Below are 25,408 nucleotides of genomic sequence, written 5' to 3'. Positions count from 1 at the left end.
TCCGAAGGGAGACACCGTGGTTCGGGCCGCCGATGCCTTACTGCTGCTGTCGTTCGGTGGTCCCGAGCGGCCCGAGGACGTTATGCCGTTCCTGGAGAACGTCACCCGGGGACGGGGGGTGCCGCGCGCACGTCTCGATGAGGTCGCACAGCACTACCTGCACTTCGGCGGTGTCTCACCGATCAATGCGCTCAATCGCGACATTATCGCCGCGGTCGAGCGTGAATTGGCCGGTGCCGGCATCGAATTACCGGTCTACTTCGGCAACCGCAACTGGAATCCGATGGTCGAGGACACCGTTGCGCGGATGGCTGCCGACGGTGTGCGGTCGGCATTGGTGTTCCCGACCTCGCCGTGGGGCGGATACTCCGGGTGTCTGCAGTATGACGAGGACATCAGCAGGGCGCGTGCGGCTTTCGGGCCGGATGCGCCGGAACTGGTGAAGTTGCGGCAGTACTTCGACCATCCGCTGTTGATCGAGGCATTCGCGGCGGCGATTCGAGCTGCGGTCGGTTCGCTTCCCACAGGGCGCCGAGCGGGCGCCCGACTGGTGTTCACCGCGCACTCGATCCCGGTATCGGCCGATATTTCCGCGGGGCCGCCTGCCGATGGTGGCCGTCTGTACAGTCGCCAGGTCGCTGAGGCCGCCCGATTATGTGCCGCCGCAACGGGATTCGCCGACTATGACCTGGTGTGGCAGTCCCGCTCCGGGCCACCGCAGATTCCGTGGCTCGATCCGGATATCGTCGATCATCTCGAGGATCTGTCCGGCAAGGGTGTGGATGCGGTGGTGGTCTGCCCGGTCGGGTTCGTCTCCGATCACCTCGAGGTCATCTGGGATCTGGACAACGAAGCCAGGGAGAAGGCCGAGGAACTGGGCATGGCGTTCGCCAGGGCCGCCACCCCCGGCACCGATCCCCGTTTCGCCGAGTTGGTCGTCGAACTGATCAACGAGCACCTGACCGGTAAATCGCCACGCCGACTCGGCGATATTCCAGGCTACGGCTGCACCGTAAACGGTGCTCGCTGCGCAATCGACTGCTGCACCCCGCCGCGACGGCCGGCAGCGGCAACCTAGCTTTCGAGGTGGACGTCCACCGTCAAATCCGCTCGCGGCGGGCACCGGTGCGCCGTGGACGCAGTTGATGTAGGCGATACCAGGCCAGCGCGAGGAAGACGGCTCCCAGACTGGCGACGACTCCCATGTCGAGCAGCCAGGTGCCGATGGTGTGTTTCCACAGCGGGTCGGCGGCGCCCGAGTGCGGTGTGAGGGTGTCGAGATCGATGGTGGCGGCTCCCGCGCCGAACCCCCAACGGGACGGCGATAAGTAGGCCAGTTGCTCCAGGCCGAATGTGCCGGGGAGCCGCACCAGCCCGCCGGTGAGCACCAGTTGTGCCATCGACAGCACGATCAGCAGCGGCAGTGTCTTCTCCGAGGTGTTCACCGACACCGACACCAGCAAGCCCAATGCCAGCGATGTGATGCCGAGCAGCGCCATCGCCAGGATCAACTCCAGCTCGACCGATGTGAAAAGCCCCTTGGGCGGCATATCCATACCGATGGTGCCGATCAGAACCAACACCGCCGCCTGCAGGGCGGTGATCACGCCAAGGACCAACATTTTCGACATCAGGTAGACCCCTGCCGACAGGCCTGCCGCGCGTTCTCTGCGGTAGATCGTCTGCTCCTTGACGATCTCGCGAATCGAGTTGCCGGTGCCGATGAAGCAGGCACCGAATGCCAAAATCATGAGCTTGGTCGGGGCATCGGTGTTGGATCCCGGCGCCCCGGCGAATCCCGCGCCCGACGGCACCGCGGCGATCAAGCCACCGAGCAGCAGGGGCATCACGCCGAGGAGCGCCAAATAGCTGCGGTCCGAGGCGATCACCGCCAGATATCGCCGACACAGTGTGCTGAGCTGGCTGAGCTTGGACTGCGGCGCGGGCGGTGGCGCAGGTGTATGCACTTGCGCTGGGCCGACGTCGTCGGTCAGCCCGACCGCAACGTAGTTCTCGAAGCGCGGCGAAGTACGGAACTCACCGGCCCAGTCGCGGTCTTCCTCGCGGTCGAATGCCTGGAACACCTCGGCCCAGCTGCGCTGTGCGAACTGTTGCAGACCCTCCGCGGGCGGCCCGTAATAGGCCAGCCGACCGCCGGGCACCAGGACCAGCAGGCGATCGCAGGAATCGAGATTCGCCACACTGTGCGTTACGACGATGACGGTCCGCCCGTCGTGCGCCAGCCCGGACAGCATTTCCATGACCGTCTTGTCCAGGCCCGGGTCGAGGCCTGAGGTCGGTTCGTCGAGAAACAGCAGGGACGGTTTGGTCAATAACTCCAGTGCGACGCTCACCCGTTTGCGCTGCCCGCCCGAGAGCCTATCGATGCGGGTATCGGCGTGCCGCGCCAAACCGAGCTCGTTGAGGACCTCGTCGACCCGCTCCTCGCGCTCCTCGCTGCGCGTATCACCGGGGAACCGCAGTTCGGCCGCGTAGAGCAGCGCGCGCCGCGTCGGCAGCTGGTTGTGCAGGATGTCCTCCTGCGGGACCAGCCCGATGCGGTGCCGGAGTTCGTCGTAATCGGTGTACAGGTCGCGTCCGTCGTAGCGGACCGTCCCCTCCGTCGCGGGCCGTAACCCGGTGATCGCGCCGAGCAAGGTCGACTTGCCGGCTCCGCTCGGCCCGATGACCCCGACGAGCGAGCGCTGCGGGATGGGGAAGCCCACCCCGTCGAGGAGCACCTTCCCGTCGGGGGTTCGCACGGTGAGACTCTGCACCGACACCGATACGTCGCCGGTGTCGACGAACTCGCGCAACTCGTCGCCAACCAGCCGGAACGTGGTGTGGCCCATGCCGATCAAATCGGATTCGGAGAGGTCCGCTGCGTCGATCCGGTGGCCGTTGACGTAGGTGCCGTTGTGGCTGTCGAGGTCGACGATCCGGTACTTGCCGTCGCCGATCGTGCGCAGCTCGGCGTGATGGCGGGAGAGCATGAGGTCATGCGCGACAATGTCGTTGTCGGCCGCACGTCCGATTCGGAGCGTGGGCGATGTGATCCGGACGACCTCGCTGGGTACCGCCACAGGTGACGATCGCGAAACTCGCCGGGGCCGGCCAGCATGGAACTTCGTGACCGTTACTTCATCCTCGAGGTTGTAGCCGGGATTGGGGACGACCATCGTGTCTTCCCCGACATCGCCATCGGACTCGTGGTCGGGTCGTCCTTCTTGCCCCTCCAGCGAACAGGCCAGCTGCTCGCCGTCCACGGCGTGACCGAGCTGGAATGTCTCGTTATGGTCGATCACCATCCGCTCGACGCGATGACCGTCGAAAAAGGTGCCGTTGAGGCTGCCCGCGTCCTCGATTTCCCAACCGTCCGCACCCCGCTCCAGAACGGCGTGCAACGAAGATGCGCGCGGATCGGTCACAATAATGTCGGAAGCCGGATCGCGACCGACGTTATACGCCGCTCCAGCGCGTAGCCGATAGACGCGTTCCCTGGTTTGCACCACGAGAACCGGTGCCTCGGGGAATCCCATGGAGGACTGTTCATCCGCCATGAGGCGAGTATACGACTGGTCCGCAGTGTCCCCGCAATGGTCGACGACCTCGCAATTCCGGTCGTCAGCAACCCGTAAGCATAAGCACCCGATTGGCGTTCGCGTCGACGACGTATACGCCGGTTCAGGTCGACGGCAAGTCCGTCCGGTTCCATCAGATCAGTTCAGGCCGGCTCCGCTCGCAGTGTTGTCGGTCAGAAGCTCGAGCTGGTGAGGTAGGCGTAGACGCCGGGGAAGCCTGGGCGGGCGCTGCCCTTGCCCCAAGAGGTGACGCCGATCAGGCGGCCCGCGGCGATGAGTGGATCGCCGCTGTCGTATTCGGCGGTGTCGGCGTCGGGGGAGCCGGCGCAGAGCATATCGGCGGGGTCGAAGGCGGAGCCGTAGGCGGCGGCGCAGATGGCGTCGGGAACGATCGGAACCGTGGCGGATCGCAGGACCGTATTGGCGGTGTCGTCCTCGGTGGTGCCGCCCCAGCCGACGATGGTGCCGGTGTCGCCGTATGTGCGCGGATCGCGCTGTGGCGGGGCGACTTCCAGGTACGGCCCCGGCATCGGCCTGTCGAGGACGAGGATCGCGAGATCATTGTGGTGCACGATCTCGCCGTCGAAATCGGTCTCCCTGAAGTCCGGATGGACGCGAATCTCCTTGACCCCCACTGCAACTCCGTCGTGCGAGCGCAGATCGGTGCGGCCGAAGGTGACGCTGATCGCCTGTGGGAGCAGCCGGGCCAATACGACGCAGTGTGCCGCTGTCACAACCCGATCGGGCGCGATGAGCACACCGCCACAGAACTGTCCGGAGGGCCGGGGTAGGTACAACGGGGTGCCGACGGCGGCGAGCCACGGATGGGCGCTCGCCTCGGTGGTAATTCCGCCAACGATCGCCGTGGCGGGAACGGCGGGCGCGCCGAGACCGATGATGAGTGCGGCAGTCACAGCCGCGGCAATGCGAGGTATGCGGAACATGCCGCCTCCCTGATGGTTCCGGCGATCGCTCGGCCTCTTCAACCAGAGGATGTCGATGTTGTCGCGCCTTCGTTGCCGCCGCATACGTCGACCGCCGATGCTTTACGAATTGCCCCGGGCCGCGGCGTGCACCGCCACCAACCGGGCCGCGCGGATCGCGTCCCACAGTGGGCGTAGCAGGTCTTCCTGGGCGCCGATGGCGGTGGCGGAGGTGGGCGCGGAGGCCGGTTCGCGTTGGGCGACAGTAAGGATGGCGGCGACGTGGTCGGCGCTGTCGAGGATTCGCCTGGCGCGCAACGGGATCGAGTCCGGATAGTCGTGGCGGGAGTAGTCGGCGAGTTCGGCCTCGATGAGTTCGCGGGGGTCGGCGTCGGCGGCCGCGCCGACGGCGGTGGTGTGTAGGCGCATGAGGGCGTCGGCGGCCTCGCGCACCGCCTCGCGCATGGTGTACTCCGCCTCGCCGAGCGACATATCCGGTCCGGGCGTGGCGGGGATCGGTGTGCTGTAGACCGTCCACTGCAGGGTGTCGTCATCGGCCCACTGCGGGATCAACCCGGTGCCGTCGCCGCCGGGCGTGCCGAACAGCATGCCCTCACCCGCCTCGATGGCATCGGCGGCGAACGCCGTTCCGGTCGGCAGACCGCGCACATCGCCGGGCACCGGCAACACCAGCCGCAATTGCGCACCGGGCTGTGCCATCGCCTCGCGAATCACCTTGAGCAGCGCCATGACTCCGGTGCCGGACAGATTGTCGCGAGAGGACCAGGGCAGGTCGTCGCGACCACCGGTGATCGGGTCGCCCGCGGCGATCGTGTGCCGCGGCGCCCAGGCGTACAACGCCTCCAGGATGTCATCGGGCGCGCTGCGACCGGCCAGCCAGGAGCCGGCCCACACCGTCAGCGTGGCACTAGGAGAGCACATAATTATCGAGCATAAAGGAGGGTTGCGACTCGGGGGAGCCATGCCGGATACCCCGGTGAGCTGCGCGCATCGATCGGTCTGCCGGTACCGCGAGTAGCTGGAATGTCCGACCGGCCGCCGCCGCTGCACGGTTGCGTCGACTGGGGCCTAATTCTGCGTAGTGGGACAGGATTTCAGCGATTGGACCGGTATCGATCCGGTCACTCCGGTTCGGTGACGAAGTCGATGAGCCGCTCCACCGCGCCGATCAGAGGGGATTCCAGATCGCGGAAGGATTCGACGGCGTTGTACACCCGCCGCCACCCCTCCTGCGGGGTGCCCCAGCCGAGGCGGCGGCAGATGCCGGTTTTCCAGTCTTCACCGCGCGGCACCTCCGGCCATGCCGCGATGCCGACCGCCGCTGGGCGCACGGCCTGCCAGACATCGATATAGGGGTGCCCGGTGACCAGCACATACTTACCGAGGCCGGTGGTCAGCTGGGATTCCTTCGAACCGGTGACCAGATGGTCGACCAGCACACCGACCCGCCGACCCGGTCCGGGTGCGAATGCGGTCAGCCGTTCGGCCAGATTGTCCAGACCCTCGAGATGCTCGACCACCACACCCTCGACCCGCAGATCGTGCCCCCAGACCCGCTCCACCAATGCGGCATCGTGGACACCCTCCACCCAGATCCGGCTGGTTTTGGCGACCTGCGCACGCAGCCCCTCCACGCGCGTCGAGCCGGACGCCGACCGGGTTTGCTTCTTGGGTGCCACGGCTGCGGGGCGAACCAGCGTCACGGGCTGGCCGTCGATGAGGAACGCGGCCTCGCGTAGTGCGAACAACCGCACCACACCGCGGGCGTCCTCCAGTTTCACGAATTCGCCGTCGTAGCTGCGATCGAATCCGACGACGGCGCCGCAGAATCCGCTGTCCGCATCCTCCACGACGAGGTCACGTTCCGCCGTCACCGTCGGCACCGTTCGCTTATTCGCCCGCGAATGTCCGGAGAAGATATCGCTGCCATACATGTCACGCCCGCTCACCCGCCCGAAACTAGCACCGCCATTTCGGGTTGCGGCGCAACCGAGTTGGTGTGCCGGTCACAGACCCTCGGCAATCGGGCGTGATCAGGTTCGGCATCGTCAGGATGAGCGGGCCGGTCGGCGAGATGGCGGAAAATCGTGACCAGATCGTCCGAAACACCTCCCGAACTGCCCGGATCTGCGCATCTCGAGCGATGGTTGCGGCGTTGTCGGCGAGAGGGCCCGGCCGCGGTGCACGTTGTGGCCGCTGATCTTGGGTTTGTCACGCCACAGAAGTGCCACGGACAACTACAGTGGGGCATGTGGCCGCAATCGTTTGGCTCGTCGCGGGTTTGCTGCTCGCGGCGGCGGAGATGCTCACCGGGGACCTCACGCTGCTCATGTTGGGCGTCGCCGCGCTGGGCACCGCGGGCGTTGGCGCGGTAGCGGGTACCGGTCTGGTCGTCGACGCGGTGATTTTCGCGGTGCTGGCACTCGTGCTGCTGCTCGGGGTGCGCCCAGTTCTGCGGCGCCGCTTCGGAACTCCGCCGCCGATCCCGACGAATGTGGACGCGCTGATGGGTAAGCAGGCGCTGGTGCTCGAACCGGTGGCCGAGCACAGCGGCCTGGTCAAAATCGGCGGTGAGGAATGGACCGCACGGCCGTTCGATACAACGGTCGAATATCCGAAGGGAACCACGGTGTACGTCATGCAGATCGATGGCGCGACCGCGGTCGTCTGGAAGGGGCCCTGATGGGTGTACTGATCGTTGCCGCCGTCTTGGTGCTGCTGGTCGTGGTGGTGGTCTTCAAGTCGATCGCCCTTGTCCCGCAGGCGGAGGCGGCAGTCATCGAGCGACTGGGCCGATATTCGCGCACAGTGTCCGGTCAGCTGACATTTCTGGTGCCATTCGCCGACCGGATCCGGGCGAAGGTCGATCTGCGCGAGCGGGTGGTGTCCTTCCCGCCGCAGCCGGTGATCACCGAGGACAATCTGACCCTGCACATCGACACCGTCGTGTACTTCCAGGTGACGAGCCCGCAGGCGGCGGTATACGAGATCAGCAACTACATCGCGGCTGTCGAGCAGCTCACCGTGACTACGCTGCGCAATGTGGTCGGCGGCATGACCCTGGAGCAGACGCTGACCTCCCGCGATCAGATCAACGGTCAGCTCCGCGGGGTGCTCGACGAGGCCACCGGCCGCTGGGGACTGCGCGTCGCGCGGGTCGAACTCAAGAGCATCGATCCGCCGCCATCGATCCAGGAGTCGATGGAGAAGCAGATGAAGGCCGACCGCGAGAAGCGCGCCATGATCCTCACCGCAGAGGGCACCCGCGAATCGCAGATCAAGACGGCCGAAGGCGCCAAGCAGTCGCAGATCCTCTCCGCCGAGGGCGCCAAGCAGGCCTCGATCCTGGCGGCCGAAGGTGAACGGCAGAGCCGGATTCTGCGCGCCCAGGGTGAACGGGCCGCGGCCTATCTGCAGGCACAGGGCCAGGCGAAGGCCATCGAAAAGGTCTTCGCCGCAATCAAATCCGGGAAGCCGACGCCGGAACTGCTTGCCTACCAATACATGCAGACCCTGCCGCTGGTCGCGCGCGGTGATGCGAACAAGGTATGGCTGGTACCGAGCGATTTCGGAAAGGCACTCGAGGGCTTCGCACAGAACTTCGCGACCAAGGGCGAGGACGGCGTATTCCGCTACGAGCCCACCCCGGTCGACGAAGTGGAGAGCAAGCCGGAGGACGATTCCGATGTCGCGGGCTGGTTCGATACGGCGCGCGATCCAGCCATCGAACAGGCGGTTCGCGCCGCGGAGGCCGATGCCCGCGCATCGGTGGAGGGCGTGGCGGCCCCGGTGACCGGAACCCAGCCCTCCCCGCACCAGCCGGTCATGCCAGCACGGCAGCAGACCCCGCCGCCGCAGCTTCCACCGCAGCAGCCGCCGTACCGCCCGGACGGACCCCAGGGACAATCCTGGCAGCCGCCGTCGCGGTAGTCGGGGAAACACCGCAGGTACCCCGGATCTTGTCGAGGCCCGGGGTGCTTATTGCTGGCTAGGGCGCGAGATCGATGGTCAGCGTTGCCAATTGGAGTGCGATGGCGCAGGGGTCGGGTGTTCTCGTGTGGGATCGGTTTTGCACGCGCCAGACGATGGTGCCATTGTCCGCGGCGGCCACCGCGCAGTCACCCGGGTCGTGTGGATTGCGGATGTAGAAGCCCGTCGCGGTGACGGTCGTGCCGAAGATCTGTTCGGTGATTGTCAGATGTTCGGTCTGGAATCCGTCGTTCTCGGCCCGCTGCCACGTCTGCTGGAGCGATTCGCGAGCGGTGTAGGTGAACGTCAGATCGGATTCGTCGGCGTCGCGTTGTGCCTGCCAGACGCAGACCGGCGGACGGTGCTGGACGGTGATGGTGTCGGCCTGCGCGGCACGGCTGATCTGCTCTTCGGTCAGCGGCGCGCAGTTCGTCAATGTGTTGGCCGGCGGGGTGGAGGTGGGCTGGGCGTCCGGCGCGGCTGTGTCGGAACAACCGGTCAGCAGTCCGGCTGCCGCGAGCACGACCAGTCCGCTGCACATACGGAATGCGGTCATATCCGCTCCCTTCTTCGAACCGTGCCCTCGTCGAGGCTACCGGCCGGTGCGCCGACAGGGCGGTTTCGGCACCGCGGACTGCTCCGGGCCGGAAGGGGGCTCGGTCGGCGTCGGCAGTGGAATACGGTTCGGCCTGGCACCGGGTGCGGCCGTGACGGAATGAGCGTTGCGGGCATGGAAATGAGTGATCGAGCCATTGGAACGCTCACGATTCGTTACTAACGTTGTGCTCATGACCTTCGATATCGGCGTGATCCTCCCGACCTCCACCCCCGATCCGGCACGGCCGATCCTCGGCGATGTGCGGGCCGCCGCCCGCCTCGCCGAACAACTCGGCCTCGAATCGGTGTGGTCCACCGACCATCTCGTGGCGAGCGCGCCCATGCTCGACAGCACCGTGACGCTCGCGACCGCGGCGGCCGTCACCGACCGAATCCGGATCGGCTACAACGTCATGCTGCTCGCATTGCGCCCGGTGGCATGGGCGGCCAAGCAGATCAGCACACTGCAGTACGTATCGGAGAACCGGTTGCTGCTCGGTGTCGGCACCGGGAATCCGGCGCATGGCGATATCGGTTGGCGCGCGGCCGGTGCGACATTCGAGAATCGCGGTCGGCACACCGACGAGGCACTGCGGGTGCTGCCCGCTCTCGTCACCGGTGCGACCGCCACGGTCAACGGCGTCGACGTGGCGCTGGCACCCGGATCGGCGATGCCACCGGTCCTGGTGGCGGGCAATGGGACTCGGGCACGGCGGCGGGCGGCCGAATACGCCGACGGCTGGATAACCCTGCAGCCGGGCCTCGACCAGTTGGCCGTCGATTTCGACGAATTGCGGTCACTGGCCGCGCAATTCGATCGACCTGTGCCCGCGGTGACGGTGGTGGCGCCGGCGCTGCCCACCGAACATTCGGCCGCCGTCCGACTGCTCGCCGCGTACCGGGATGCGGGTGTCGAACGTGTCATTCTCGCGCCGACCGGCCCCGCCTGGGCGGACGATTACGCGAATGCCGCGAAATTCCTTGCGGCACTGTAACTATCGCTGCGTCAACCGTAGTTTCAGCGCATCGGTGATCATGGCTCGGGCGGCTTCGCCGTACCGCGCCTGCCGGTGCAGTGCCGCCCAGGTCTTCTCGTAGTAGGCGAGTTCCCGCGGCTGACTGATGGTGAGACCCGCCGAAATCGTCTCGACCTCGGCGATGCGCTTGTCGAGTAATACGAAACATGTTGTGGTGTAGAGGAAATCTGCAGTCCGCGGAATGATCCCGATCCCCAGCCGGGGCAGCGGCATCATATCGATGAGGCGTTCGAGCTGACCGGCCATCACCTCGTTGTCGCCGACCGTGGTGTAGAGCACCTGTTCGGCCAGCAGGATGCAAATCCGATGGGTGCCGTGGTGCAGAATTCGTTGGCGCGCGATCCGAGCCGCCACCGCGTGGTCGATATCGTCGATACCGCCCACGAAGTCGATGCAGGTCTCGAGTACGGCCCTGGCATAGGGTTCGGTCTGCAACAGGCCGGGCACGACGGCGTTCTCGTAATTGCGGATGGTGGTGGCGCGCGCCTCCGACTCGATACGGCGGCGCTGCTGCTGGGCATGTCCGGTCGCGGCGATGCGCCGCCACTCCTGCCAGAGCGCCTCGATATTCGCCAGTGCCGCCCGCAGATCCGGCAGCAGCAGTTCGGCGCCGCACAGGCGGCACCACTCGGCCAGATCGCTATCGCTCGGCGTTTGTTTACCGTGTTCGATGCGCGACACCTTGGCCGAATGCCAGCCCGCATCGGCGGCCAGCTGCACGCCGGTCAGATGTGCGGCCTTGCGCAGTTCGCGTAAGCGTGCCCCGAAGGCTTGCCGGGACTGCTCGACACCGCTCATGCACTCCGCCCGCCGGGCATATAGTCGTGGTGCGGAATTGCTTTGTTCCACAGCGTATCTCGTACTGTCGTGCAGCGTGCGACCAGCACGGGGTCGGTCGTTACCGCGGCCCCCGCCAGATCGCCGGTCTTGGTGAAGATCGTAAACGCGACCGTCTCGTCGAGCAGCCACCATTCGTCGTCGGTGTATTCCGTGGGATCGGCGAGATGCCGTGGTAGCCAGCGGATATCCTCGCCATAACGCTGATTGCGATCGGTGAGTGCGTGCAGGAATCGAACGTAGTCGGTGAGCGGCTCCGAGACCACCCGAACGCGTCGGATCGGCACGCCGCGACCGGCGACCTCGCTGGTGAGTTCCTCCCAGGCCCGCCACGACGGCGGATAGGAACTCTCCTCGAACGGCGGTAGGCCCGCGAGCACGCGGCGCATCGGTTCGGTCTCGTCGGCAACCTGGGAGTGATCATCGGACACCTCGAGATGGAAAGCATCGCTGCGGGTCTCGCGAATGAGATCGTTGGTTTCCTCGATGCTGAAGAAGAGCATTGCATTACCATTCCCACGGGCTCTGTCCGACCGGGACTGCGATCGCGGTTTCGTGATCAGGAATCCGCATGTGCGCCAACGCATCCGGATCGGTGATCGGCTGTCCGGCGAGGGTGAAGGAGCCATGTCCGGAATCGAGCAGGGGGACGCCGATGTACGTGCCGGGCTGCAGCCAGCCGAGCAGTATATGCGGTATTTCGACGCGGTTCGCGTCATGGGCCACCCGAAAGCCCTGCACGAGATAGAGATGTCGATCCTCATCCATCCAGAGCCGGGGCGAGCCGGTGTTGTTGGTCGGTCCGCCGAGCAGTTGTATACGCATGACAGTGGCCTCGTCTCGCGTGGGTATTGCGCTGGCTGTGCATAATCGTCGCCGGTCAGCGCCATAAGGGTCAACAACTTCCGCAAATCCCCGCAAAACCATGGTGCCGCGCCGGGTCGTGTTTCTACCGTTCTTGGGTGGGTGCTGACAGACAGGTGGGTGATATGAGCGGGTCGGAACCATGGGAGGTTGTCGGGCGGTTGGGAAGCGAAACGGGGTCACTGTGCAACGGGGTGGTGACCACACCGTGGGCGATCGGATTCGTGCGGTGGGATATTTCGGGATCGATAGTGGATCACGATGTGCGGGCCACCCGGACCTGCGCGGCTCGGAGGGGCTACAGCCTGGTCCAGATGACGGTGGGGCCGCAGGGCGATCCGGTCGCGCGGCTACTCGCGGCCATCGCGCGCTGCGGTGCACATGCGGTCATCGTGCCGAGTAGGGAGCACATCTGGGCGTCGCGGCGCGTGGTCACCGAGATCTGCGACCTGGTCGTGGTCGCCGGGGACACGGTGTGGGAGCGCGGTCATCAGTGGCCGCGCTGGTTCGCGCGCTAACTCTTACCTCGCGCGTAATCGACTCCGTGATCGGCAGCGGGCAAGGTTGAGGTATCTCGCCGGAGCTTCCCGGCGGGGGTCGAAATACCTTCCAGCAGAGGATGATTCGCTATGTCTCAGTACGAGGACGCGGTGGTGCGCTACTTCACGGCATGGAATGCCACCGATGACGAGGTGCGTGCCAAGGCGGTGGCCGCGGCCTGGCGCGAGGACGGTTTCTACACCGATCCGCTGGCCGATGTCGCCGGGCACGAACAATTGAGCGCCGCCATCGGAGGCGTGCACCAGCAGTTTCCCGGTTTCGAATTCCGACAGCTCGGCGTGGTCGACGGACACCACAACACCGCCCGGTTCTCCTGGGAGCTGGTGTCGGCCGACGGGAGTGCGCCGGTCGCCGGGACGGATGTGATCACCCTCGCCGAGGACGGCCGGATCATCGGTGTGTACGGCTTCCTGGATCGGGTGCCGGGAGCGTAACCGATCCCGGGGCCGAGACAGGCGCGGGTAAACATCGGATGAATCCGGTTGCGCCTGCGGCGAACACGCTGCACCGGGCGGGTCGGCGGAGGATCCTGGAGAGGGCGGCCTCGATATGGAGTGCGCGCCCGATGAGCAGGATGGTGGTCAGCGTGGACGACGAGTCGATTCCGTTGTCGGGTCCGGAGGACGCCAGACAGCAACGCGATCTCGATGAATCGGCGATGGACGCGTATTCGCGGTCGGTCATCGCGGTCGCGGCGTCGGTCACCCCGCATGTGGCGAGCGTGCGAACCCGGCGAGGGAGCGGATCCGCCGTGGTCTTCACCGATGACGGATTTCTGCTGACCAACGCGCATGTGATCGGCGCGGCGAGCAGCGGCGATGTGGTGTTCGCGGACGGTGTGGAGTCGCGGATCGACGTCGTCGGCGTCGATCCGCTCTCCGATCTCGCGGTGCTGCGGGCCCGCGCCGGCGCGCCGGGCGCGGTGGTGCTCGGCGATGCCGACAAGCTGGTGGTCGGCCAATTGGTGGTGGCGGTCGGGAGCCCACTGGGCTTGGCGGGCTCCGTCACCGCGGGTGTGGTCAGTGCGCTGGGGCGAGCCGTACCGGTCAACTCCCGCCGTGCCGGTCGCGTGATCGAAGATGTGATCCAAACCGATGCCGCTCTGAATCCGGGCAATTCCGGTGGTGCGCTCGCGGATTCATCGGGCCGAGTGGTCGGAGTCAATACCGCGGTCGCGGGCGTCGGGCTCGGCCTCGCCATCCCGATCAATGCCACCACTCGCCGCATCATCAGCACCCTGCTGAAAGACGGCCGTGTGCGCCGCGCCTACCTCGGCCTGGTCGGCGTTCCTGCCCCACTGCCCACATCCGTCGCCGCCCGCACCGGCCAACACGCCGGTGTCCGCATTGTCGAAGTCGTCCGCGGCGGCCCCGCCGATCACGCGGGGCTGCGCCGCGGCGACCTGGTACTCAGCGTCGCCCGCTCGGAGGTGGCCGACGCCCAAGGCATCCAACGGCAACTCTTCGGTGACGCCATCGGCGTCTCGATGCCGGTGACGGTATTGCGCAATGGTGCGATGGTCGATGTGTTCGCGGTGCCGATCGAGTTGACCGTGGATTAGGTCAGGAAGTCATCGACCCCACGGTCGGATGACGTCGTCAGCCAGATCTTCGCGGGGGTCTTGATTCCAGTTGTCGTGGTTATTGCCATTCGGCCCCGGTTCGACTGCGTGTACCACCATCGTTCGTCACCTCCCTTCGAGCGGACGTTGCTGTTCCGGGGTAGCCACCCGCCGGTAACCGCAAACCGGCATCGATGCAGACCCGTGCAGACACCGCCTCGGGCGACGCACACGCTCGGTAGTCGGTCGGTCACGGTGACCGGGGTGGCGGACCCGCGATCCGGTCACTGGGTTTGCGCCCAGCGCGCGTCGACGATCAGTCCGATGATTCCGATGGCGATGAGCGCCCCAGAGACCATGAGCATGCCGGGATCGGTACCTCCGGTGAGGGCATTGCCGAGGATGACGGTTCCGATGGTGCCGGGGAGAATGCCGATGACGGTGGCGATCAAGTAGGGCCAGAAGCGGATCGAGGACAGGGCGCAGCAGTAATTGATCACCGAGAAGGGGGCGAAGGCGATCAGGCGCAGTGAGCCGACCGCGAGCCAGCCGCGGCGTTCGAGGCGTTCATCGATGGAGCGCACTGCCGGGTGGGTGAGGTGGGCGGCCACTCGATCGCGGTCCAGCGCGCGGACGAGCAGAATGGCCAGGGCGGCGCTGACCGTGGTCGCGGAGGCGGCGAGAACGATGCCGAGTGCGGGTCCGAAGAGGACGCCCGCGCTCACCGTCAGCACGGTCCGGGGGATCGGGGCCACCGTAACCAGTGCATGGATCACGAAGAACAACAGCGGGAAGATCGGACCGACCGAGGTGGCCCAGTCCTGGATCTGCCGCGGTGTCGGCAGCGGGACCAGCATGGCCGCGAGGAACAGCGCCACGCCACCGACGAGCAGGGCGACAACGCGTGGGTCACGGATGAGCCTGAGCACCGCGCCAGGTTACCCGTTGGTAGTGGCGGCCACGGTCAACCGACTGGGAGGCGGCCGCTAGCATCGAAGGGAACGCCGACGAATGCCCGTTAACCGATGTGCTTGCTGAGCTGGGCGAATGCAATGGTTTTGGGCCACACGAGGTGTGCGTCGAGGAGAAGAGGAACAGCAGCTATGCCGATTGCTTCAGAGCCGGTGCCCGATTACGCCGCATGGCGCAAGGGCGTGGCGGGGGTACTGGCGAAGGCCCGCAGGGTCGACGTCGCCGAACTTCCGGAGGAGCCAGAAAAGCTGCTCGAGGAGCAGACCTATGACGGTCTGACCATCGCCCCGCTGTACACCCGCAGGGATGAGCGGCCCGAACTGCCGCTGCCGGGCGAATATCCGTTCGTCCGTGGCCGGGACGCCACCAGGGATGTGCATCGCGGCTGGTATGTCAGCGCATTCATCGGCGCGGCCGATGGCGCCGCGGCGAATCGCGAGATTCTGGCCGCGCTGGACAACGGGATCAGCGCACTGTGGCTCGGCGCCGGCGAGCGCGGTGTGCCGGTGGCCGAACTGCCCGCGGCGCTGTCCGGTCTGCTGTTCGAGCTGGCGCCGCTGACACTCGCCGCGGGCGAAGCGGTTTCCGCGGCGGCGCAACAGGTCTTCGCGGTGCTGGACGGTTACCAGGTGGCGGACCGGACCGACATTCGAGTCGCATTGGGTGCGGCCCCGCTCACCAGTCGCTTCGCCGGAGCCGCCGATATCGAACTGGCGGAGGCGATCGCCCTGGCCGGTCAGGCGGTGCAGCGTCCGGAGGCCGTGCGCGCTATCACGGTGGACGGCACCGTCTTTCACGATGCGGGCGCCTCGGACGCCCAGGAACTCGGTGCGGCGGTGGCCGCTGGCCTGTCCTACCTGCGCGCACTCGCCGAGGGCCAGGACATCGCGGATGCCTTCGAGCAGTTGGAATTCCGCTTCGCCGCGACCGACGACCAGTTCGCCACCATCGCGAAATTCCGTGCGGCCCGCCAGCTCTGGGCCCGCGTCGCGCATGTCTGCGGTGCACCCGCATTCGGTGAAGCGCCGCAGCATGCGGTGACCTCCGCGGCGATGATGACCCAGCGCGATCCGTGGGTGAATATGCTGCGCACCACCCTCGCGGCGTTCGGTGCGGGAGTCGGTGGCGCGGATACGGTTACGGTGCTGCCCTTCGATTCGGCATTGCCGCCCGGTGAACTCGGCGTCTCGAAGTCGTTCGCGGACCGTATGGCTCGCAATACCCAGCTGCTGCTGCTCGAGGAGTCGCATCTCGGTCATGTGCAGGATCCAGGGGCCGGTTCCTGGTACGTCGAGGATCTCACCGCCGCTCTCGCCGCCAAGGCATGGGAGTTCATGCAGGAGCTCGAGGCCGCGGGCGGCTATCTGGCCGCGCTGGACTCCGGCCTGCTCGCCGAGCGGATCGCCGCCACCCGATCAGCCCGGGATGCCGATGTGGCACACCGCAAGACGGCGGTCACCGGAGTCAACGAATTCCCGAACCCGGCCGAACAGCCGCTGTCCGAGGCCGCACGGCAGCCCGGGCAGGTGGTTCGCTACGGCGCCGCATTCGAGGCACTGCGCAATCGTGCGGATGCCTACCTCGCGGCCAATGGGGTGCGACCGCGTGCGCTGTTGGTGCCGCTGGGCACAGTGGCCGAACACAATGTGCGGGTCACCTTCATCGCGAACCTGTTGGCCTCGGGCGGTATCGAGTCGATCAACCCCGGTCCGCTGGCGGTGGCCGGAATCGGCACGGCGGCAACGGAATCCGGTGCCACGATCGCCGTATTGTGTGGTTCGGACAAGCGTTACGCCGAGCAGGCGGGCCCGGCGGCCGAGCAGTTGCGTGCCGCCGGAATCGACACGGTGCTGCTGGCCGGTGCGGAAAAGGCCGTCGCCGACCTGAGCGCCGCGCAGCGCCCCGACGGTTATCTCGCGGCCCGTATCGATGCGGTGGCCGCACTGTCCGACCTGCTGGAGAGGGTGGGAGCCTGATGACATTGAGTCATATCGACAAGCCGGGCGACATCGACGAGCCCGGCGGCATCGAGCACCGGATCGGCAGTTTCGCCGAGGTGCCGCTGTCCGAACGTCCGGCCGAACCCGCCGACGTCGACTCCGCGCAGGTCGACGCGTTCGTGCGGGCCGCCGCCGAGGCGCACAACTACACCCCGGAACAGTTGGTGTGGTCGACGCCCGAAGGTATCGACGTGCCACCGGTTTTCACCAAGGCCGACCGCGATGCCATTGCGGCCGAGGGGTATCCGCTGGACAGCGTGCCGGGCATCGCGCCGTTCCTGCGCGGTCCGTATCCGACGATGTATGTGAACCAGCCGTGGACGATTCGCCAGTACGCGGGCTTCTCCACCGCCGCCGATTCGAATGCCTTCTACCGCCGCAATCTGCAGGCGGGTCAGAAGGGGCTTTCGGTCGCCTTCGACCTGGCCACGCACCGTGGCTACGACTCCGATCATCCGCGGGTCCAGGGTGATGTCGGAATGGCCGGTGTCGCCATCGATTCCATTCTCGACATGCGTCAGCTTTTCGATCACATCCCGCTGGATCAGGTCTCGGTCTCGATGACCATGAACGGCGCGGTGCTACCGATCCTCGCGCTGTATGTGGTCGCGGCCGAGGAGCAGGGTGTCGCACCGGAACAGCTGGCCGGAACCATTCAGAACGACATTCTGAAGGAGTTCATGGTCCGCAATACCTACATCTACCCGCCCAGGCCCTCGATGCGGATCATCTCCGATATCTTCGCCTACACCAGCGCGAAGATGCCGAAGTTCAATTCCATCTCCATCTCCGGTTACCACATCCAGGAGGCCGGAGCAACGGCCGATCTGGAATTGGCCTACACCCTCGCCGACGGTGTCGAGTACATCCGCGCGGGTATCGCCGCGGGCATGGAGGTCGACAAGTTCGCGCCGCGCCTGTCGTTCTTCTGGGCCATCGGCATGAACTTCTTCATGGAGGTCGCCAAACTCCGTGCGGGACGGCTGCTCTGGAGCGAGCTGGTAGCGAAGTTCGAGCCCAAGAGCGCGAAATCGCTATCGCTGCGGACGCATTCGCAGACCTCGGGTTGGTCGCTGACCGCACAGGACGCCTACAACAATGTGGCGCGCACCTGCATCGAGGCGATGGCCGCGACCCAGGGCCACACCCAGTCGCTGCACACCAACGCCCTCGACGAGGCGTTGGCCCTGCCGACGGACTTCTCCGCGCGCATCGCCCGCAATACCCAGCTGCTGATCCAGCAGGAGTCCAACACCACGCGGCCGATCGACCCCTGGGGCGGTTCGTATTACGTGGAATGGCTGACCCACCAGCTGGCCAACCGCGCCCGCGCGCATATCGCCGAGGTGGAAGCACATGGCGGTATGGCGCAGGCGATCGGTGAGGGCATCCCGAAGCTGCGCATCGAGGAGGCCGCCGCCCGCACGCAGGCCCGCATCGATACCGGCCAGCAGCCGGTGATCGGCGTGAACAAGTACCAGGTCGAAGAGGATCAGCAGGTCGAGGTCCTCAAGGTCGAGAACTCCCGGGTGCGTGCCGAGCAGATCGAGAAGCTGAACCGGCTACGGGCCGAACGCGATTCGGTCGAAGTGCAGCGGGCACTCGCCGAATTGACCCGTGCGGCAGCCTCTTCGGATGGCGGCATGGCGAACAACCTGCTCGCGCTGGCCATCGATGCGGCGCGCGCCAAGGCCACCGTCGGTGAGATCTCCGACGCACTGGAAAAGGTGTACGGCCGGCACCAGGCCGAGATCCGTACGCTCTCCGGTGTGTACCGCGACGAGGCCGGGAAGGTGACCAATATCAGCAAGGCGAGCGAACTCGTCGAGGAATTCGCCGAGGCGGAGGGGCGGCGCCCGCGCATCCTGGTCGCCAAGATGGGCCAGGACGGGCACGACCGAGGTCAGAAAGTGATCGCCACGGCCTTCGCCGATCTCGGCTTCGACGTCGATGTGGGCCCGCTGTTCCAGACTCCGGAAGAGGTGGCGCAGCAGGCGGCCGATAACGACGTGCACGTCGTTGGTGTGTCCTCGCTGGCGGCCGGCCACCTCACGCTGGTGCCCGCCCTGCGGCAGGCACTGGCCGATGTCGGGCGACCCGACATCATGGTCATTGTCGGCGGCGTCATCCCGCCCGGTGACTTCGAGGAGTTGTATGCGGCGGGCGCGGCGGCGATCTTCCCGCCCGGCACCGTGATCGCCGATGCGGCCATCGATCTGCTGAAGAAGCTGGCTGGCGAACTCGGTCATGAGATCGGTGGCGGCAGCGGCCGATGATTTCAGCATCGGGCGGGCGTCAGCGCGCCATTGATGTCGACGCACTCGCGCAGGCGGTCCGCTCGGGGGATCGGGCCGCCGTGGCGCGGGCGATCACACTGGTCGAGTCGACCAGGGCCGACCATCGAGAGTTGGCGCAGCAACTGCTGCTGCAACTGACCCCGTCGACCGATACGGTCACCTCGAATCGGGTCGGTATCACCGGTGTGCCCGGCGTCGGCAAGTCGACATTCATCGATGCGCTCGGCATGGAGCTGATCGGTAAGGGGCATCGGGTGGCGGTGCTGGCCGTCGATCCGTCCTCGACCCGCACCGGCGGCTCCATCCTCGGTGACAAGACCCGCATGGCGCGACTGTCGTTGGAGCGCAATGCCTATATCCGTCCGTCGCCTACCGCGGGCACCCTGGGCGGCGTAGCCAAGGCGACCCGCGAGACCATCGTGCTGCTCGAGGCCGCGGGCTACGACGTGATCCTGGTGGAGACCGTCGGCGTCGGCCAGTCCGAGGTGACCGTCGCGAATATGGTCGACGTGTTCTGTTTCCTGACCCTGGCCCGCACCGGAGATCAATTGCAGGGCATCAAGAAAGGCGTCCTGGAACTCGCCGACCTGGTCGCAGTGAACAAGGCCGACGGCAAACACGAGATCGAAGCCAAGGCCGCGGCCCGCGAATTGGCCGGGGCAATGCGCCTCATCCATCCGCACGATGCACTCTGGCGCCCACCGGTGCTGACCATGAGCGGTCTGGAAGGCCATGGGCTGGACAAGTTCTGGGGCACCGTCCTCGAACACCGCCGAGTGCTCACCGAGGCCGGGGAATTCGCCGAAAAGCGGCGCCGCCAACAGGTCGATTGGACCTGGACCATGGTGCACGACCAGATGCTGCGCCGCCTCGCGGAGAACCCGAACGTCAATGCCATTCGCGCACAAGTGGAGAAGCAGGTGCGCGACGGTACGTTGACCGCGGCGCTGGCCGCCGAGCAGATTCTCGACGCCTTCGACAGTTGAGGTGGCGATAATCCACCGGTGGCTGCGGCTGGTCGGCGACCAGCTGGGGCTGGTGCGGTTGCGAGGGCGGCCGCACCCTTCGCGCATCAGATCGAATCGCCATGGGCCTCTAGCAGGGTGCGCAGGGCGGTCGCGAGTTGCTTGCGCTGTGCGGGCGTGAGGGGTTCGAGCAGGCGGGCCTCGGTGGCGACGTGGTCGGGGAGTGCCTTGTCGATGAGTTCGCGCCCCGCGTCGGTGAGCGTGACGCGCACGCCTCGCCCGTCGCGTTCGCTGCGCGCGCGGGCGACGAGGCCGCGCTCCTCCAAACGGTCCAGGCGTTGGGTGACACCGCCCGAGGTGATCATGGACGAATGCATGAGTTCGGTGGGGGTGAGGCAGTGGGGTGGATCGCTGCGGCGCAGGGTGGCGAGCACATCGAAGGAGGCGGCGTCGAGTCCGTGTGCGGTGAAGGTCGTGCGTAGCTCGGCGCCGACCACCTGGGACAGTCTCGTCAATCTGCCGAGGACGGCCATCGGTGAGACGTCCAGGTCGGGACGCTGTGTGCGCCATTGCTCGAGCACCCGTTCGACATGATCTGTCACGTCCGCAGCCTAGCGAATATCTCAGCGGTGAGGTATCTCACAGCCAGGAATTGCTTAACGCTAAGCTATGTTTCTTAGTGCTAAGTGATTGAATCGGGTCGGGATGGAAGGCGAATCGCTATGCGTATCACCGTGTTCGGAGCAGCGGGCGAAGTGGGCAGCCGCGTGGTGGCCGAGGCACTGGAGCGTAGGCACGAGGTCACCGCGGTGGTCCGCAACCTCGCGCGGGCGGGTGCGGTACCCGCGGCGGCGGCGCTGCGCACGGGTGATGCGGGAAACCTCGACGATGTCGTATCCCTGAGCGCCGGACAGGATCTGGTCATCACCGCGACCCGTCCCGCACCCGGTTGCGAACACGAATTGCCCGCCATCACCTCGGTGCTGTTGTCCGGGGCGGCGCGGACCGGCGTGCGTCTGCTGGTGGTCGGCGGCGCGGCCACCCTGCTCATATCCGGCGCCGGTGCGCTGACGTTGCACGAAAGCGCGGCCTTCCCGGTCGAATTGCGTGCCATCGCCCGCGCCTGCGCCGACCAACATGCCATCTGCCGCGCCGAGACCGTCGCGGACTGGACGTATGTGAGCCCGCCCGCCGAACTGGTGCCGGGTCGGCGAACCGGCGCTTACCGGCTCGGCGCGGACGAACTGCTCACCGATGCCGACGGCGTCTCGGCGATTTCCCTGGCGGATTTCGCGGTGGCCCTGCTCGACGAGGCCGAGCGGCCGGTGCACCAGCGAACCAGGTTCACCGTCGCATCGGCCTGAGCCCTACCCGATCTCGAAGAGCCGTTCGGCATTTCGGTAGCAGACCTGCCGCAGCCAGGAGTCGCCCAGTTCCAGGCGTTCCAGCGCGCGGATCGAATGTCCGTAGGAGTACGGAATATTCGGAAAGTCGCTACCGAACAGAATGCGGTCGCTCATGGAGCGCAGCCTGCCGTGCTCGGCGGTCGGATAGGGTGCCGAAGCCTCGGTGAAATCGGTCCACACCATCGTCGTGTCCAGGTACACGTCCGGGTATTCCTGTGCCAGATCAAGGAATTCGGAATACTCGGGCGTACCCATATGCGCGATGATCAGGTGTAGGCGCGGATAGCGTTGCAGCAGACCGGCAATCGGTTCCGGGCCGGTGTACTCGCCCGGCGCGGGTCCGGAGCCGCAGTGGATCAGCACCGGTATCCCGGCGTCCTCGATCATGCCCCACACCGGATTCAGCAGCGGATCACCGGGATGGAAGTCACCGACCTGCACATGCACCTTGAACACCCGGGCGCCGCGCTCGATGGCCGCCTCCACATAACTCGCGGCGTGGTGTTCGGGATAGAACGTGGCGGTATGCAGGCAATCCGGGGTGCGCTCGGCGAAGTCGGCGGTCCATTCGTTGAGCCACGCCGCCATATCCGGCTTGTGTGGATACACCAGCGAGGTGAACGCGCGAACACCGAAGTCGCGCAAGGTCTTCAATCGGACCTGCGCATCGTCGCGGTAGGCGATCGGCCACTCCCGGCCGACCAGCGGACCGGCCGAATCGAAGTATGCCCACACCTTGGCCATGACCCGCTCCGGCATGAAATGTGTATGGACGTCGATGATTCCGGGCAGTGCGAGCCGGGTTCGGAAGTCGGCGAGATAGGTATCGTCGTCGCTGTCGCCGATCATCGAGCAGCCTCCTGCGGATAGACCGACCCGGCGAAGTCGCTGACCCTGGTGATCAATCGCTCGAAGAACACCTCCGGGTCGGTGCCGACCACGATGTCGGCATTGGGTTCTCGACCCCACATGCCCGCCCAGTCTGCCACCGTGGTGGCGCGGGTGATGGCGCCGACGAGTTCGACATCGACGGTGGCCGGTCGAGTAATCGCGAGTGCCGGATCCAGTGCGACGGCCGCCGCGAACGGATCATGCATATGCGCGAGATAGCCCTGGTTGTGGCGCTTGTGGAAGTCGAAGTAGAACCGAACCGCATCGGTGAAGTACCGCACGATCGGATTGCTCGTCGCCGACCTGGCCTCCGGCGGGTCGGTCTCCGAAACCAGCTCTACGGGCAGACTGCCCGCGCGTTCGGCGAGCTGCGCCACATGCTTGGGCCGCATCTCGATGGTCTCGGTGATATCGAGCGCGCACACGATCGGTCGCCGATCGGCGGGGGCGGCGGAGAAGGCGTCGAAGACCTCCTTGGCCGCCTCCGGATCCACGTGCACATTCCATTCATTGGTCGGCGTGGTGTTGCCGGGATGGTTGAATGCTCCGCCCATGATCACCAGCCGCCGCAGCAGCAGTGGCAGCCGTGGCTCGATTCGAAGTGCGAGCGCCAGATTCGTCAGCGGTCCCGTGCAGAGTCCGATGATCTCGCCGGGAGCCGCACGCACCAGATCGACCCACATTTCGGCCGCGGACCGGGCCGAGATCGGCCGAGTGGATCGCGGCAGCTCCGCATAACCGACACCCTGCGGCCCATGCGTGTCCTCGGTGGTACGCAGCGGGATCGCGAGCGGTTCCGCGGCACCCAGCGCGACCTCGATTTCGGGTGCCCGGCACACATCCAGCCAGGCGAGGTTGTTCGCCGCCACCTGTGGCGCGGGCACATTGCCCGCGGTGGCGGCGATCCCGACGATCTCGGCCTCTGGAGAGGCGAGCAGGTAGAGCAGTGCGAGTGAATCATCGATCCCGGTATCGACGTCCATGATGATCTTCTGCCACACCAGTCGAGCGTAGCGAGCGGACCTGGCGGCTCAGTAGGTGGGCAACACGTAGTCGTCGGTATTCGACATCATCCGCAGCATTAACGGGCGCATCACCCGCGAGGTCATCACCTGGATGCTCACGCGTGCCATCCGCGTGCCGAGGCGCGAGGTGGGCAACATCATCTTGATGCCGCCACCGGGCAGCTCTTTGGCCTTGTCCAGGAACGGTCTGACGATCTCCTCGTAGCGGGTCAGCGCCGTCGCGAGATCAGCCGGGGCGGCGGCGATTTCACCGGCCAGGACATAGGCGCCGACGATGGCCATGGCGGTGCCCATGCCGGTCATCGGGGAGCCGCAGAAGCCGGAGTCGCCGAGCAGCGTGACCCGGCCGGTCGACAGTGATGGCATGTCGACCCGCGCCAGCATGTCGAAATAGAAGTCCGGGCTGGTGGTCATCGCGTCGAGCACGGCCGGGGTCTCCCATCCGGCCTCGGCCAGCATGGCGCGGATGAGTCGCTGCTGGGCGGCGACGTCGCGGCGCAGCGCCGGATCGGCCTCGGTGCGCATGGTGATGATCGCCTTTGAGGTGGCCGGATCGGCATCCGGTCGAATCCCGACCGCCGCGCTGGGCACCGCATGCATCTTGAACCAGCCCGGCTCGGTTCCGTCGGGTGTCGGGATGGTGAAGAACGATACGTAGCCGCCGAGATAGGTGACGAACTGCTCCTCCGGTCCGAAGGCCAGCTGCCGGGTTGCCGAGTGCACACCGTCCGCGCCGACGACCAGATCGAAACGCTCGGTGCGCCCGGACGCGAAGCCGACCTCGACTCCGGCATCGTCCTGACGCAGCGCCGCGATCCATTCGCCGTAGCGGTAATCGAGTTCGCCCGCCGTGCTGGCCAGTTCGGTGAGCAGCACCTGATTCAAATCGCCTCGGGTGATTTCGATTTCGGCCACCGGACCCTTGCCGTCGAACATCTCCGCGGGCATCCGGGCGAACTCACGGCCGTTTCCGTCGACGTAGGCCATGCCGCGCTCGTCGAGCTGGTACTTGCGGACGCCCGGCATGAGTCCCATCCGCTCGGCGATCTCGCGGCTCGGCCCGCGCAGATCCACGGCCTGACCGCCGGGGCGCGGCTCGGGGGCGCGCTCGACAACGGTGGTTCGGATGCCTGCCCGCAGCAATTGCAGCGCGAGCGCGTTGCCCGCGATACCGCCGCCGCTGATCAGGATGTGGAGGGAGTTGAAGGTCATGACCGGGACCAATCTCTCGAACGAATGTGCCAGACGTATGTCTAACACAAGGTTGGCACGAATGTCTAGTACAAATGTCTGAGCCATGTGTAAGCTGGGGTCATGGGAAACCGAGAAGATTTGTTGGCGGGAGCGCGTAAGGCCATCATCGAACGTGGCGTGGCGAAAACGACCGCGCGTGATATCGCGGCGGCCGCGGGTGTCAGCCTGGCCGCGATCGGCTACCATTTCGGCTCCAAGGATCAGCTGATCACCGAGGCACTCGCCACGGCGCTCGGCACCGATATCGGCGACCGTATGGAGGCGTTGGTCCGCGCGGGCAGCGGTCAGCCGCCGCTCGGGGCATTCGCGCAGATGTGGAACGCGATGCCGCAGGTCTTCGAGGACAACCTCGACGGCATGCTGGCCAGTCTGGAGAATCTGGTCCGCGTCGCGCGGACGCCGGAATCGCAGACATTCATGAGCGAAAGCCTCACCGGTGCCTACGAGGAGATCGCTCGAGCGGTACAGGAAACCCGTCCGGACCTGGACGCGGACACCGCCCTGGCGATCGGCGAGCTGTACTTCATGCTGACCCAGGGCCTCGGCATTCTGTGGACGATCACCCGCGGCGAGAACCTGCCCGACGGCGCGCGAATGGCCAAGGCCATCGCGGCGCTGGCCGGCGAGTCCTGATCGGTCGCTGCCCG

25 protein-coding genes are annotated in these 25,408 nt (G+C 66.3%); 12 read left to right on the top strand and 13 right to left on the bottom strand.

Going from position 1 to position 25,408, the window contains the following annotated elements; all coding sequences use genetic code 11:
* Nucleotides 1-16 precede the first annotated feature (16 nt).
* The gene (locus AB0J29_RS04065) at nucleotides 17-1,078 is read left to right on the top strand and encodes a ferrochelatase (protein WP_364778828.1); all 1,062 of its coding nucleotides are present in this window, start codon (nucleotides 17-19) and stop codon (nucleotides 1,076-1,078) included.
* A gap of 22 nt (nucleotides 1,079-1,100) precedes the next feature.
* On the opposite strand, the gene AB0J29_RS04060 is transcribed toward AB0J29_RS04065, so the two are convergent.
* From AB0J29_RS04060 to AB0J29_RS04045, 4 genes are all read right to left on the bottom strand, one after another.
* Nucleotides 1,101-3,560 carry an FHA domain-containing protein gene (locus AB0J29_RS04060; protein WP_364778825.1) on the bottom strand — a complete coding sequence of 820 codons (2,460 nt, stop codon included), beginning with the start codon at nucleotides 3,558-3,560 and terminating at the stop codon, nucleotides 1,101-1,103.
* Nucleotides 3,561-3,754: 194 nt separating this feature from the next.
* Nucleotides 3,755-4,525 (bottom strand): serine protease, encoded by a 771-nt coding sequence (locus AB0J29_RS04055; RefSeq protein WP_364778822.1) that lies wholly within the window; start codon nucleotides 4,523-4,525, stop codon nucleotides 3,755-3,757.
* 102 nt (nucleotides 4,526-4,627) lie between these two features.
* On the bottom strand, nucleotides 4,628-5,446 hold the full coding sequence (locus AB0J29_RS04050; protein WP_364778819.1) for a hypothetical protein: 819 nt from the start codon (nucleotides 5,444-5,446) through the stop codon (nucleotides 4,628-4,630).
* Nucleotides 5,447-5,646: 200 nt separating this feature from the next.
* On the bottom strand, nucleotides 5,647-6,459 hold the full coding sequence (locus AB0J29_RS04045; protein ID WP_364778963.1) for a DUF3097 domain-containing protein: 813 nt from the start codon (nucleotides 6,457-6,459) through the stop codon (nucleotides 5,647-5,649).
* A 317-nt stretch (nucleotides 6,460-6,776) separates the two neighbouring features.
* Between AB0J29_RS04045 and AB0J29_RS04040 the strand changes: the two genes are divergently transcribed.
* Nucleotides 6,777-7,208: an NfeD family protein gene (locus AB0J29_RS04040; RefSeq protein ID WP_364778816.1), complete on the top strand. Its 432-nt coding sequence runs from the start codon at nucleotides 6,777-6,779 to the stop codon at nucleotides 7,206-7,208.
* The gene (locus AB0J29_RS04035) at nucleotides 7,208-8,455 is read left to right on the top strand and encodes an SPFH domain-containing protein (protein ID WP_364778813.1); all 1,248 of its coding nucleotides are present in this window, start codon (nucleotides 7,208-7,210) and stop codon (nucleotides 8,453-8,455) included. The genes AB0J29_RS04040 and AB0J29_RS04035 overlap by 1 nt, the downstream gene beginning before the upstream one ends.
* 58 nt (nucleotides 8,456-8,513) lie before the next feature.
* Here the strand turns inward: AB0J29_RS04035 and AB0J29_RS04030 are convergent, their stop codons facing one another.
* A complete protein-coding gene (locus AB0J29_RS04030) occupies nucleotides 8,514-9,050 on the bottom strand; it encodes a DUF3558 family protein (protein WP_364778810.1) in 537 nt (178 codons plus the stop codon).
* A gap of 232 nt (nucleotides 9,051-9,282) precedes the next feature.
* On the opposite strand from AB0J29_RS04030, the gene AB0J29_RS04025 reads away from it, so the two are divergent.
* A complete protein-coding gene (locus AB0J29_RS04025; protein WP_364778807.1) occupies nucleotides 9,283-10,086 on the top strand; it encodes an LLM class flavin-dependent oxidoreductase in 804 nt (267 codons plus the stop codon).
* Here AB0J29_RS04025 and AB0J29_RS04020 read toward each other — a convergent pair whose 3' ends face one another.
* From AB0J29_RS04020 to AB0J29_RS04010, 3 genes are read right to left on the bottom strand one after another with little or no spacing between them, the layout of a single operon-like run.
* A complete protein-coding gene (locus AB0J29_RS04020; protein ID WP_364778804.1) occupies nucleotides 10,087-10,926 on the bottom strand; it encodes a helix-turn-helix transcriptional regulator in 840 nt (279 codons plus the stop codon). It abuts the gene before it with no gap.
* Nucleotides 10,923-11,468: a DUF6879 family protein gene (locus AB0J29_RS04015; RefSeq protein ID WP_364778801.1), complete on the bottom strand. Its 546-nt coding sequence runs from the start codon at nucleotides 11,466-11,468 to the stop codon at nucleotides 10,923-10,925. Before AB0J29_RS04015 ends, AB0J29_RS04020 begins: the two co-directional genes overlap by 4 nt.
* A 4-nt stretch (nucleotides 11,469-11,472) precedes the next feature.
* Nucleotides 11,473-11,790: a hypothetical protein gene (locus AB0J29_RS04010; RefSeq protein ID WP_364778798.1), complete on the bottom strand. Its 318-nt coding sequence runs from the start codon at nucleotides 11,788-11,790 to the stop codon at nucleotides 11,473-11,475.
* A gap of 164 nt (nucleotides 11,791-11,954) precedes the next feature.
* Here AB0J29_RS04010 and AB0J29_RS04005 point away from each other — a divergent pair, with 164 nt between their 5' ends.
* The 3 genes from AB0J29_RS04005 to AB0J29_RS03995 all read left to right on the top strand — a co-directional run bounded on the left by AB0J29_RS04005 (nucleotide 11,955) and on the right by AB0J29_RS03995 (nucleotide 13,951).
* Nucleotides 11,955-12,347 carry a hypothetical protein gene (locus tag AB0J29_RS04005; protein ID WP_364778795.1) on the top strand — a complete coding sequence of 131 codons (393 nt, stop codon included), beginning with the start codon at nucleotides 11,955-11,957 and terminating at the stop codon, nucleotides 12,345-12,347.
* A gap of 111 nt (nucleotides 12,348-12,458) precedes the next feature.
* Complete coding sequence (locus tag AB0J29_RS04000) at nucleotides 12,459-12,824, top strand: nuclear transport factor 2 family protein (RefSeq protein WP_364778792.1); 366 nt, start codon at nucleotides 12,459-12,461, stop codon at nucleotides 12,822-12,824.
* A 224-nt stretch (nucleotides 12,825-13,048) separates the two neighbouring features.
* The gene (locus AB0J29_RS03995) at nucleotides 13,049-13,951 is read left to right on the top strand and encodes a trypsin-like peptidase domain-containing protein (protein WP_364778960.1); all 903 of its coding nucleotides are present in this window, start codon (nucleotides 13,049-13,051) and stop codon (nucleotides 13,949-13,951) included.
* Nucleotides 13,952-14,235: 284 nt separating this feature from the next.
* Here AB0J29_RS03995 and AB0J29_RS03990 read toward each other — a convergent pair whose 3' ends face one another.
* Nucleotides 14,236-14,880 carry a TVP38/TMEM64 family protein gene (locus AB0J29_RS03990; protein ID WP_364778789.1) on the bottom strand — a complete coding sequence of 215 codons (645 nt, stop codon included), beginning with the start codon at nucleotides 14,878-14,880 and terminating at the stop codon, nucleotides 14,236-14,238.
* A gap of 174 nt (nucleotides 14,881-15,054) precedes the next feature.
* Between AB0J29_RS03990 and AB0J29_RS03985 the strand changes: the two genes are divergently transcribed.
* From AB0J29_RS03985 to meaB, 3 genes are read left to right on the top strand one after another with little or no spacing between them, the layout of a single operon-like run.
* On the top strand, nucleotides 15,055-16,899 hold the full coding sequence (locus AB0J29_RS03985) for a methylmalonyl-CoA mutase family protein (RefSeq protein ID WP_364778786.1): 1,845 nt from the start codon (nucleotides 15,055-15,057) through the stop codon (nucleotides 16,897-16,899).
* Nucleotides 16,899-19,199: a methylmalonyl-CoA mutase gene (scpA, locus tag AB0J29_RS03980; protein ID WP_364778781.1), complete on the top strand. Its 2,301-nt coding sequence runs from the start codon at nucleotides 16,899-16,901 to the stop codon at nucleotides 19,197-19,199. The genes AB0J29_RS03985 and scpA overlap by 1 nt, the downstream gene beginning before the upstream one ends.
* Nucleotides 19,196-20,206, top strand: a complete 1,011-nt coding sequence (meaB, locus tag AB0J29_RS03975; protein ID WP_364778778.1) for a methylmalonyl Co-A mutase-associated GTPase MeaB — start codon at nucleotides 19,196-19,198, stop codon at nucleotides 20,204-20,206. Before scpA ends, meaB begins: the two co-directional genes overlap by 4 nt.
* A gap of 86 nt (nucleotides 20,207-20,292) precedes the next feature.
* On the opposite strand, the gene AB0J29_RS03970 is transcribed toward meaB, so the two are convergent.
* Nucleotides 20,293-20,787, bottom strand: a complete 495-nt coding sequence (locus tag AB0J29_RS03970) for a MarR family transcriptional regulator (RefSeq protein WP_364778775.1) — start codon at nucleotides 20,785-20,787, stop codon at nucleotides 20,293-20,295.
* A gap of 120 nt (nucleotides 20,788-20,907) precedes the next feature.
* On the opposite strand from AB0J29_RS03970, the gene AB0J29_RS03965 reads away from it, so the two are divergent.
* Nucleotides 20,908-21,549 (top strand): NAD(P)H-binding protein, encoded by a 642-nt coding sequence (locus tag AB0J29_RS03965; protein ID WP_364778772.1) that lies wholly within the window; start codon nucleotides 20,908-20,910, stop codon nucleotides 21,547-21,549.
* A gap of 3 nt (nucleotides 21,550-21,552) precedes the next feature.
* On the opposite strand, the gene AB0J29_RS03960 is transcribed toward AB0J29_RS03965, so the two are convergent.
* From AB0J29_RS03960 to AB0J29_RS03950, 3 genes are read right to left on the bottom strand one after another with little or no spacing between them, the layout of a single operon-like run.
* The gene (locus AB0J29_RS03960) at nucleotides 21,553-22,440 is read right to left on the bottom strand and encodes an amidohydrolase family protein (RefSeq protein ID WP_364778769.1); all 888 of its coding nucleotides are present in this window, start codon (nucleotides 22,438-22,440) and stop codon (nucleotides 21,553-21,555) included.
* The gene (locus AB0J29_RS03955) at nucleotides 22,437-23,483 is read right to left on the bottom strand and encodes a nucleoside hydrolase (RefSeq protein ID WP_364778766.1); all 1,047 of its coding nucleotides are present in this window, start codon (nucleotides 23,481-23,483) and stop codon (nucleotides 22,437-22,439) included. Before AB0J29_RS03955 ends, AB0J29_RS03960 begins: the two co-directional genes overlap by 4 nt.
* 30 nt (nucleotides 23,484-23,513) lie before the next feature.
* On the bottom strand, nucleotides 23,514-24,719 hold the full coding sequence (locus AB0J29_RS03950) for an FAD-dependent monooxygenase (protein ID WP_364778763.1): 1,206 nt from the start codon (nucleotides 24,717-24,719) through the stop codon (nucleotides 23,514-23,516).
* Nucleotides 24,720-24,821: 102 nt separating this feature from the next.
* On the opposite strand from AB0J29_RS03950, the gene AB0J29_RS03945 reads away from it, so the two are divergent.
* Nucleotides 24,822-25,394 (top strand): TetR family transcriptional regulator, encoded by a 573-nt coding sequence (locus AB0J29_RS03945; RefSeq protein ID WP_364778760.1) that lies wholly within the window; start codon nucleotides 24,822-24,824, stop codon nucleotides 25,392-25,394.
* Nucleotides 25,395-25,408 lie beyond the last annotated feature (14 nt).

The sequence above is a fragment of the Nocardia sp. NPDC049707 genome (assembly GCF_040674855.1).
GTDB lineage: Bacteria > Actinomycetota > Actinomycetes > Mycobacteriales > Mycobacteriaceae > Nocardia.
Note: the sequence above shows the minus strand (reverse complement) of the source record. Positions and strands in the feature narration are given on the sequence as shown.

What these genes read in the sequence shown, in the direction of transcription:
- AB0J29_RS04060 (WP_364778825.1), bottom strand. Translation starts at nt 3,560, where the DNA reads ATGGCGGATGAACAGTCCTCCATGGGATTCCCCGAGGCACCGGTTCTC.
- AB0J29_RS04055 (WP_364778822.1), bottom strand. Translation starts at nt 4,525, where the DNA reads ATGTTCCGCATACCTCGCATTGCCGCGGCTGTGACTGCCGCACTCATC.
- AB0J29_RS04050 (WP_364778819.1), bottom strand. Translation starts at nt 5,446, where the DNA reads ATGTGCTCTCCTAGTGCCACGCTGACGGTGTGGGCCGGCTCCTGGCTG.
- AB0J29_RS04045 (WP_364778963.1), bottom strand. Translation starts at nt 6,459, where the DNA reads ATGTATGGCAGCGATATCTTCTCCGGACATTCGCGGGCGAATAAGCGA.
- AB0J29_RS04035 (WP_364778813.1), top strand. Translation starts at nt 7,208, where the DNA reads ATGGGTGTACTGATCGTTGCCGCCGTCTTGGTGCTGCTGGTCGTGGTG.
- AB0J29_RS04030 (WP_364778810.1), bottom strand. Translation starts at nt 9,050, where the DNA reads ATGACCGCATTCCGTATGTGCAGCGGACTGGTCGTGCTCGCGGCAGCC.
- AB0J29_RS04025 (WP_364778807.1), top strand. Translation starts at nt 9,283, where the DNA reads ATGACCTTCGATATCGGCGTGATCCTCCCGACCTCCACCCCCGATCCG.
- AB0J29_RS04020 (WP_364778804.1), bottom strand. Translation starts at nt 10,926, where the DNA reads ATGAGCGGTGTCGAGCAGTCCCGGCAAGCCTTCGGGGCACGCTTACGC.
- AB0J29_RS04015 (WP_364778801.1), bottom strand. Translation starts at nt 11,468, where the DNA reads ATGCTCTTCTTCAGCATCGAGGAAACCAACGATCTCATTCGCGAGACC.
- AB0J29_RS04010 (WP_364778798.1), bottom strand. Translation starts at nt 11,790, where the DNA reads ATGCGTATACAACTGCTCGGCGGACCGACCAACAACACCGGCTCGCCC.
- AB0J29_RS04005 (WP_364778795.1), top strand. Translation starts at nt 11,955, where the DNA reads ATGAGCGGGTCGGAACCATGGGAGGTTGTCGGGCGGTTGGGAAGCGAA.
- AB0J29_RS04000 (WP_364778792.1), top strand. Translation starts at nt 12,459, where the DNA reads ATGTCTCAGTACGAGGACGCGGTGGTGCGCTACTTCACGGCATGGAAT.
- AB0J29_RS03995 (WP_364778960.1), top strand. Translation starts at nt 13,049, where the DNA reads ATGGACGCGTATTCGCGGTCGGTCATCGCGGTCGCGGCGTCGGTCACC.
- AB0J29_RS03985 (WP_364778786.1), top strand. Translation starts at nt 15,055, where the DNA reads ATGCCGATTGCTTCAGAGCCGGTGCCCGATTACGCCGCATGGCGCAAG.
- scpA (WP_364778781.1), top strand. Translation starts at nt 16,899, where the DNA reads ATGACATTGAGTCATATCGACAAGCCGGGCGACATCGACGAGCCCGGC.
- meaB (WP_364778778.1), top strand. Translation starts at nt 19,196, where the DNA reads ATGATTTCAGCATCGGGCGGGCGTCAGCGCGCCATTGATGTCGACGCA.
- AB0J29_RS03965 (WP_364778772.1), top strand. Translation starts at nt 20,908, where the DNA reads ATGCGTATCACCGTGTTCGGAGCAGCGGGCGAAGTGGGCAGCCGCGTG.
- AB0J29_RS03960 (WP_364778769.1), bottom strand. Translation starts at nt 22,440, where the DNA reads ATGATCGGCGACAGCGACGACGATACCTATCTCGCCGACTTCCGAACC.
- AB0J29_RS03950 (WP_364778763.1), bottom strand. Translation starts at nt 24,719, where the DNA reads ATGACCTTCAACTCCCTCCACATCCTGATCAGCGGCGGCGGTATCGCG.
- AB0J29_RS03945 (WP_364778760.1), top strand. Translation starts at nt 24,822, where the DNA reads ATGGGAAACCGAGAAGATTTGTTGGCGGGAGCGCGTAAGGCCATCATC.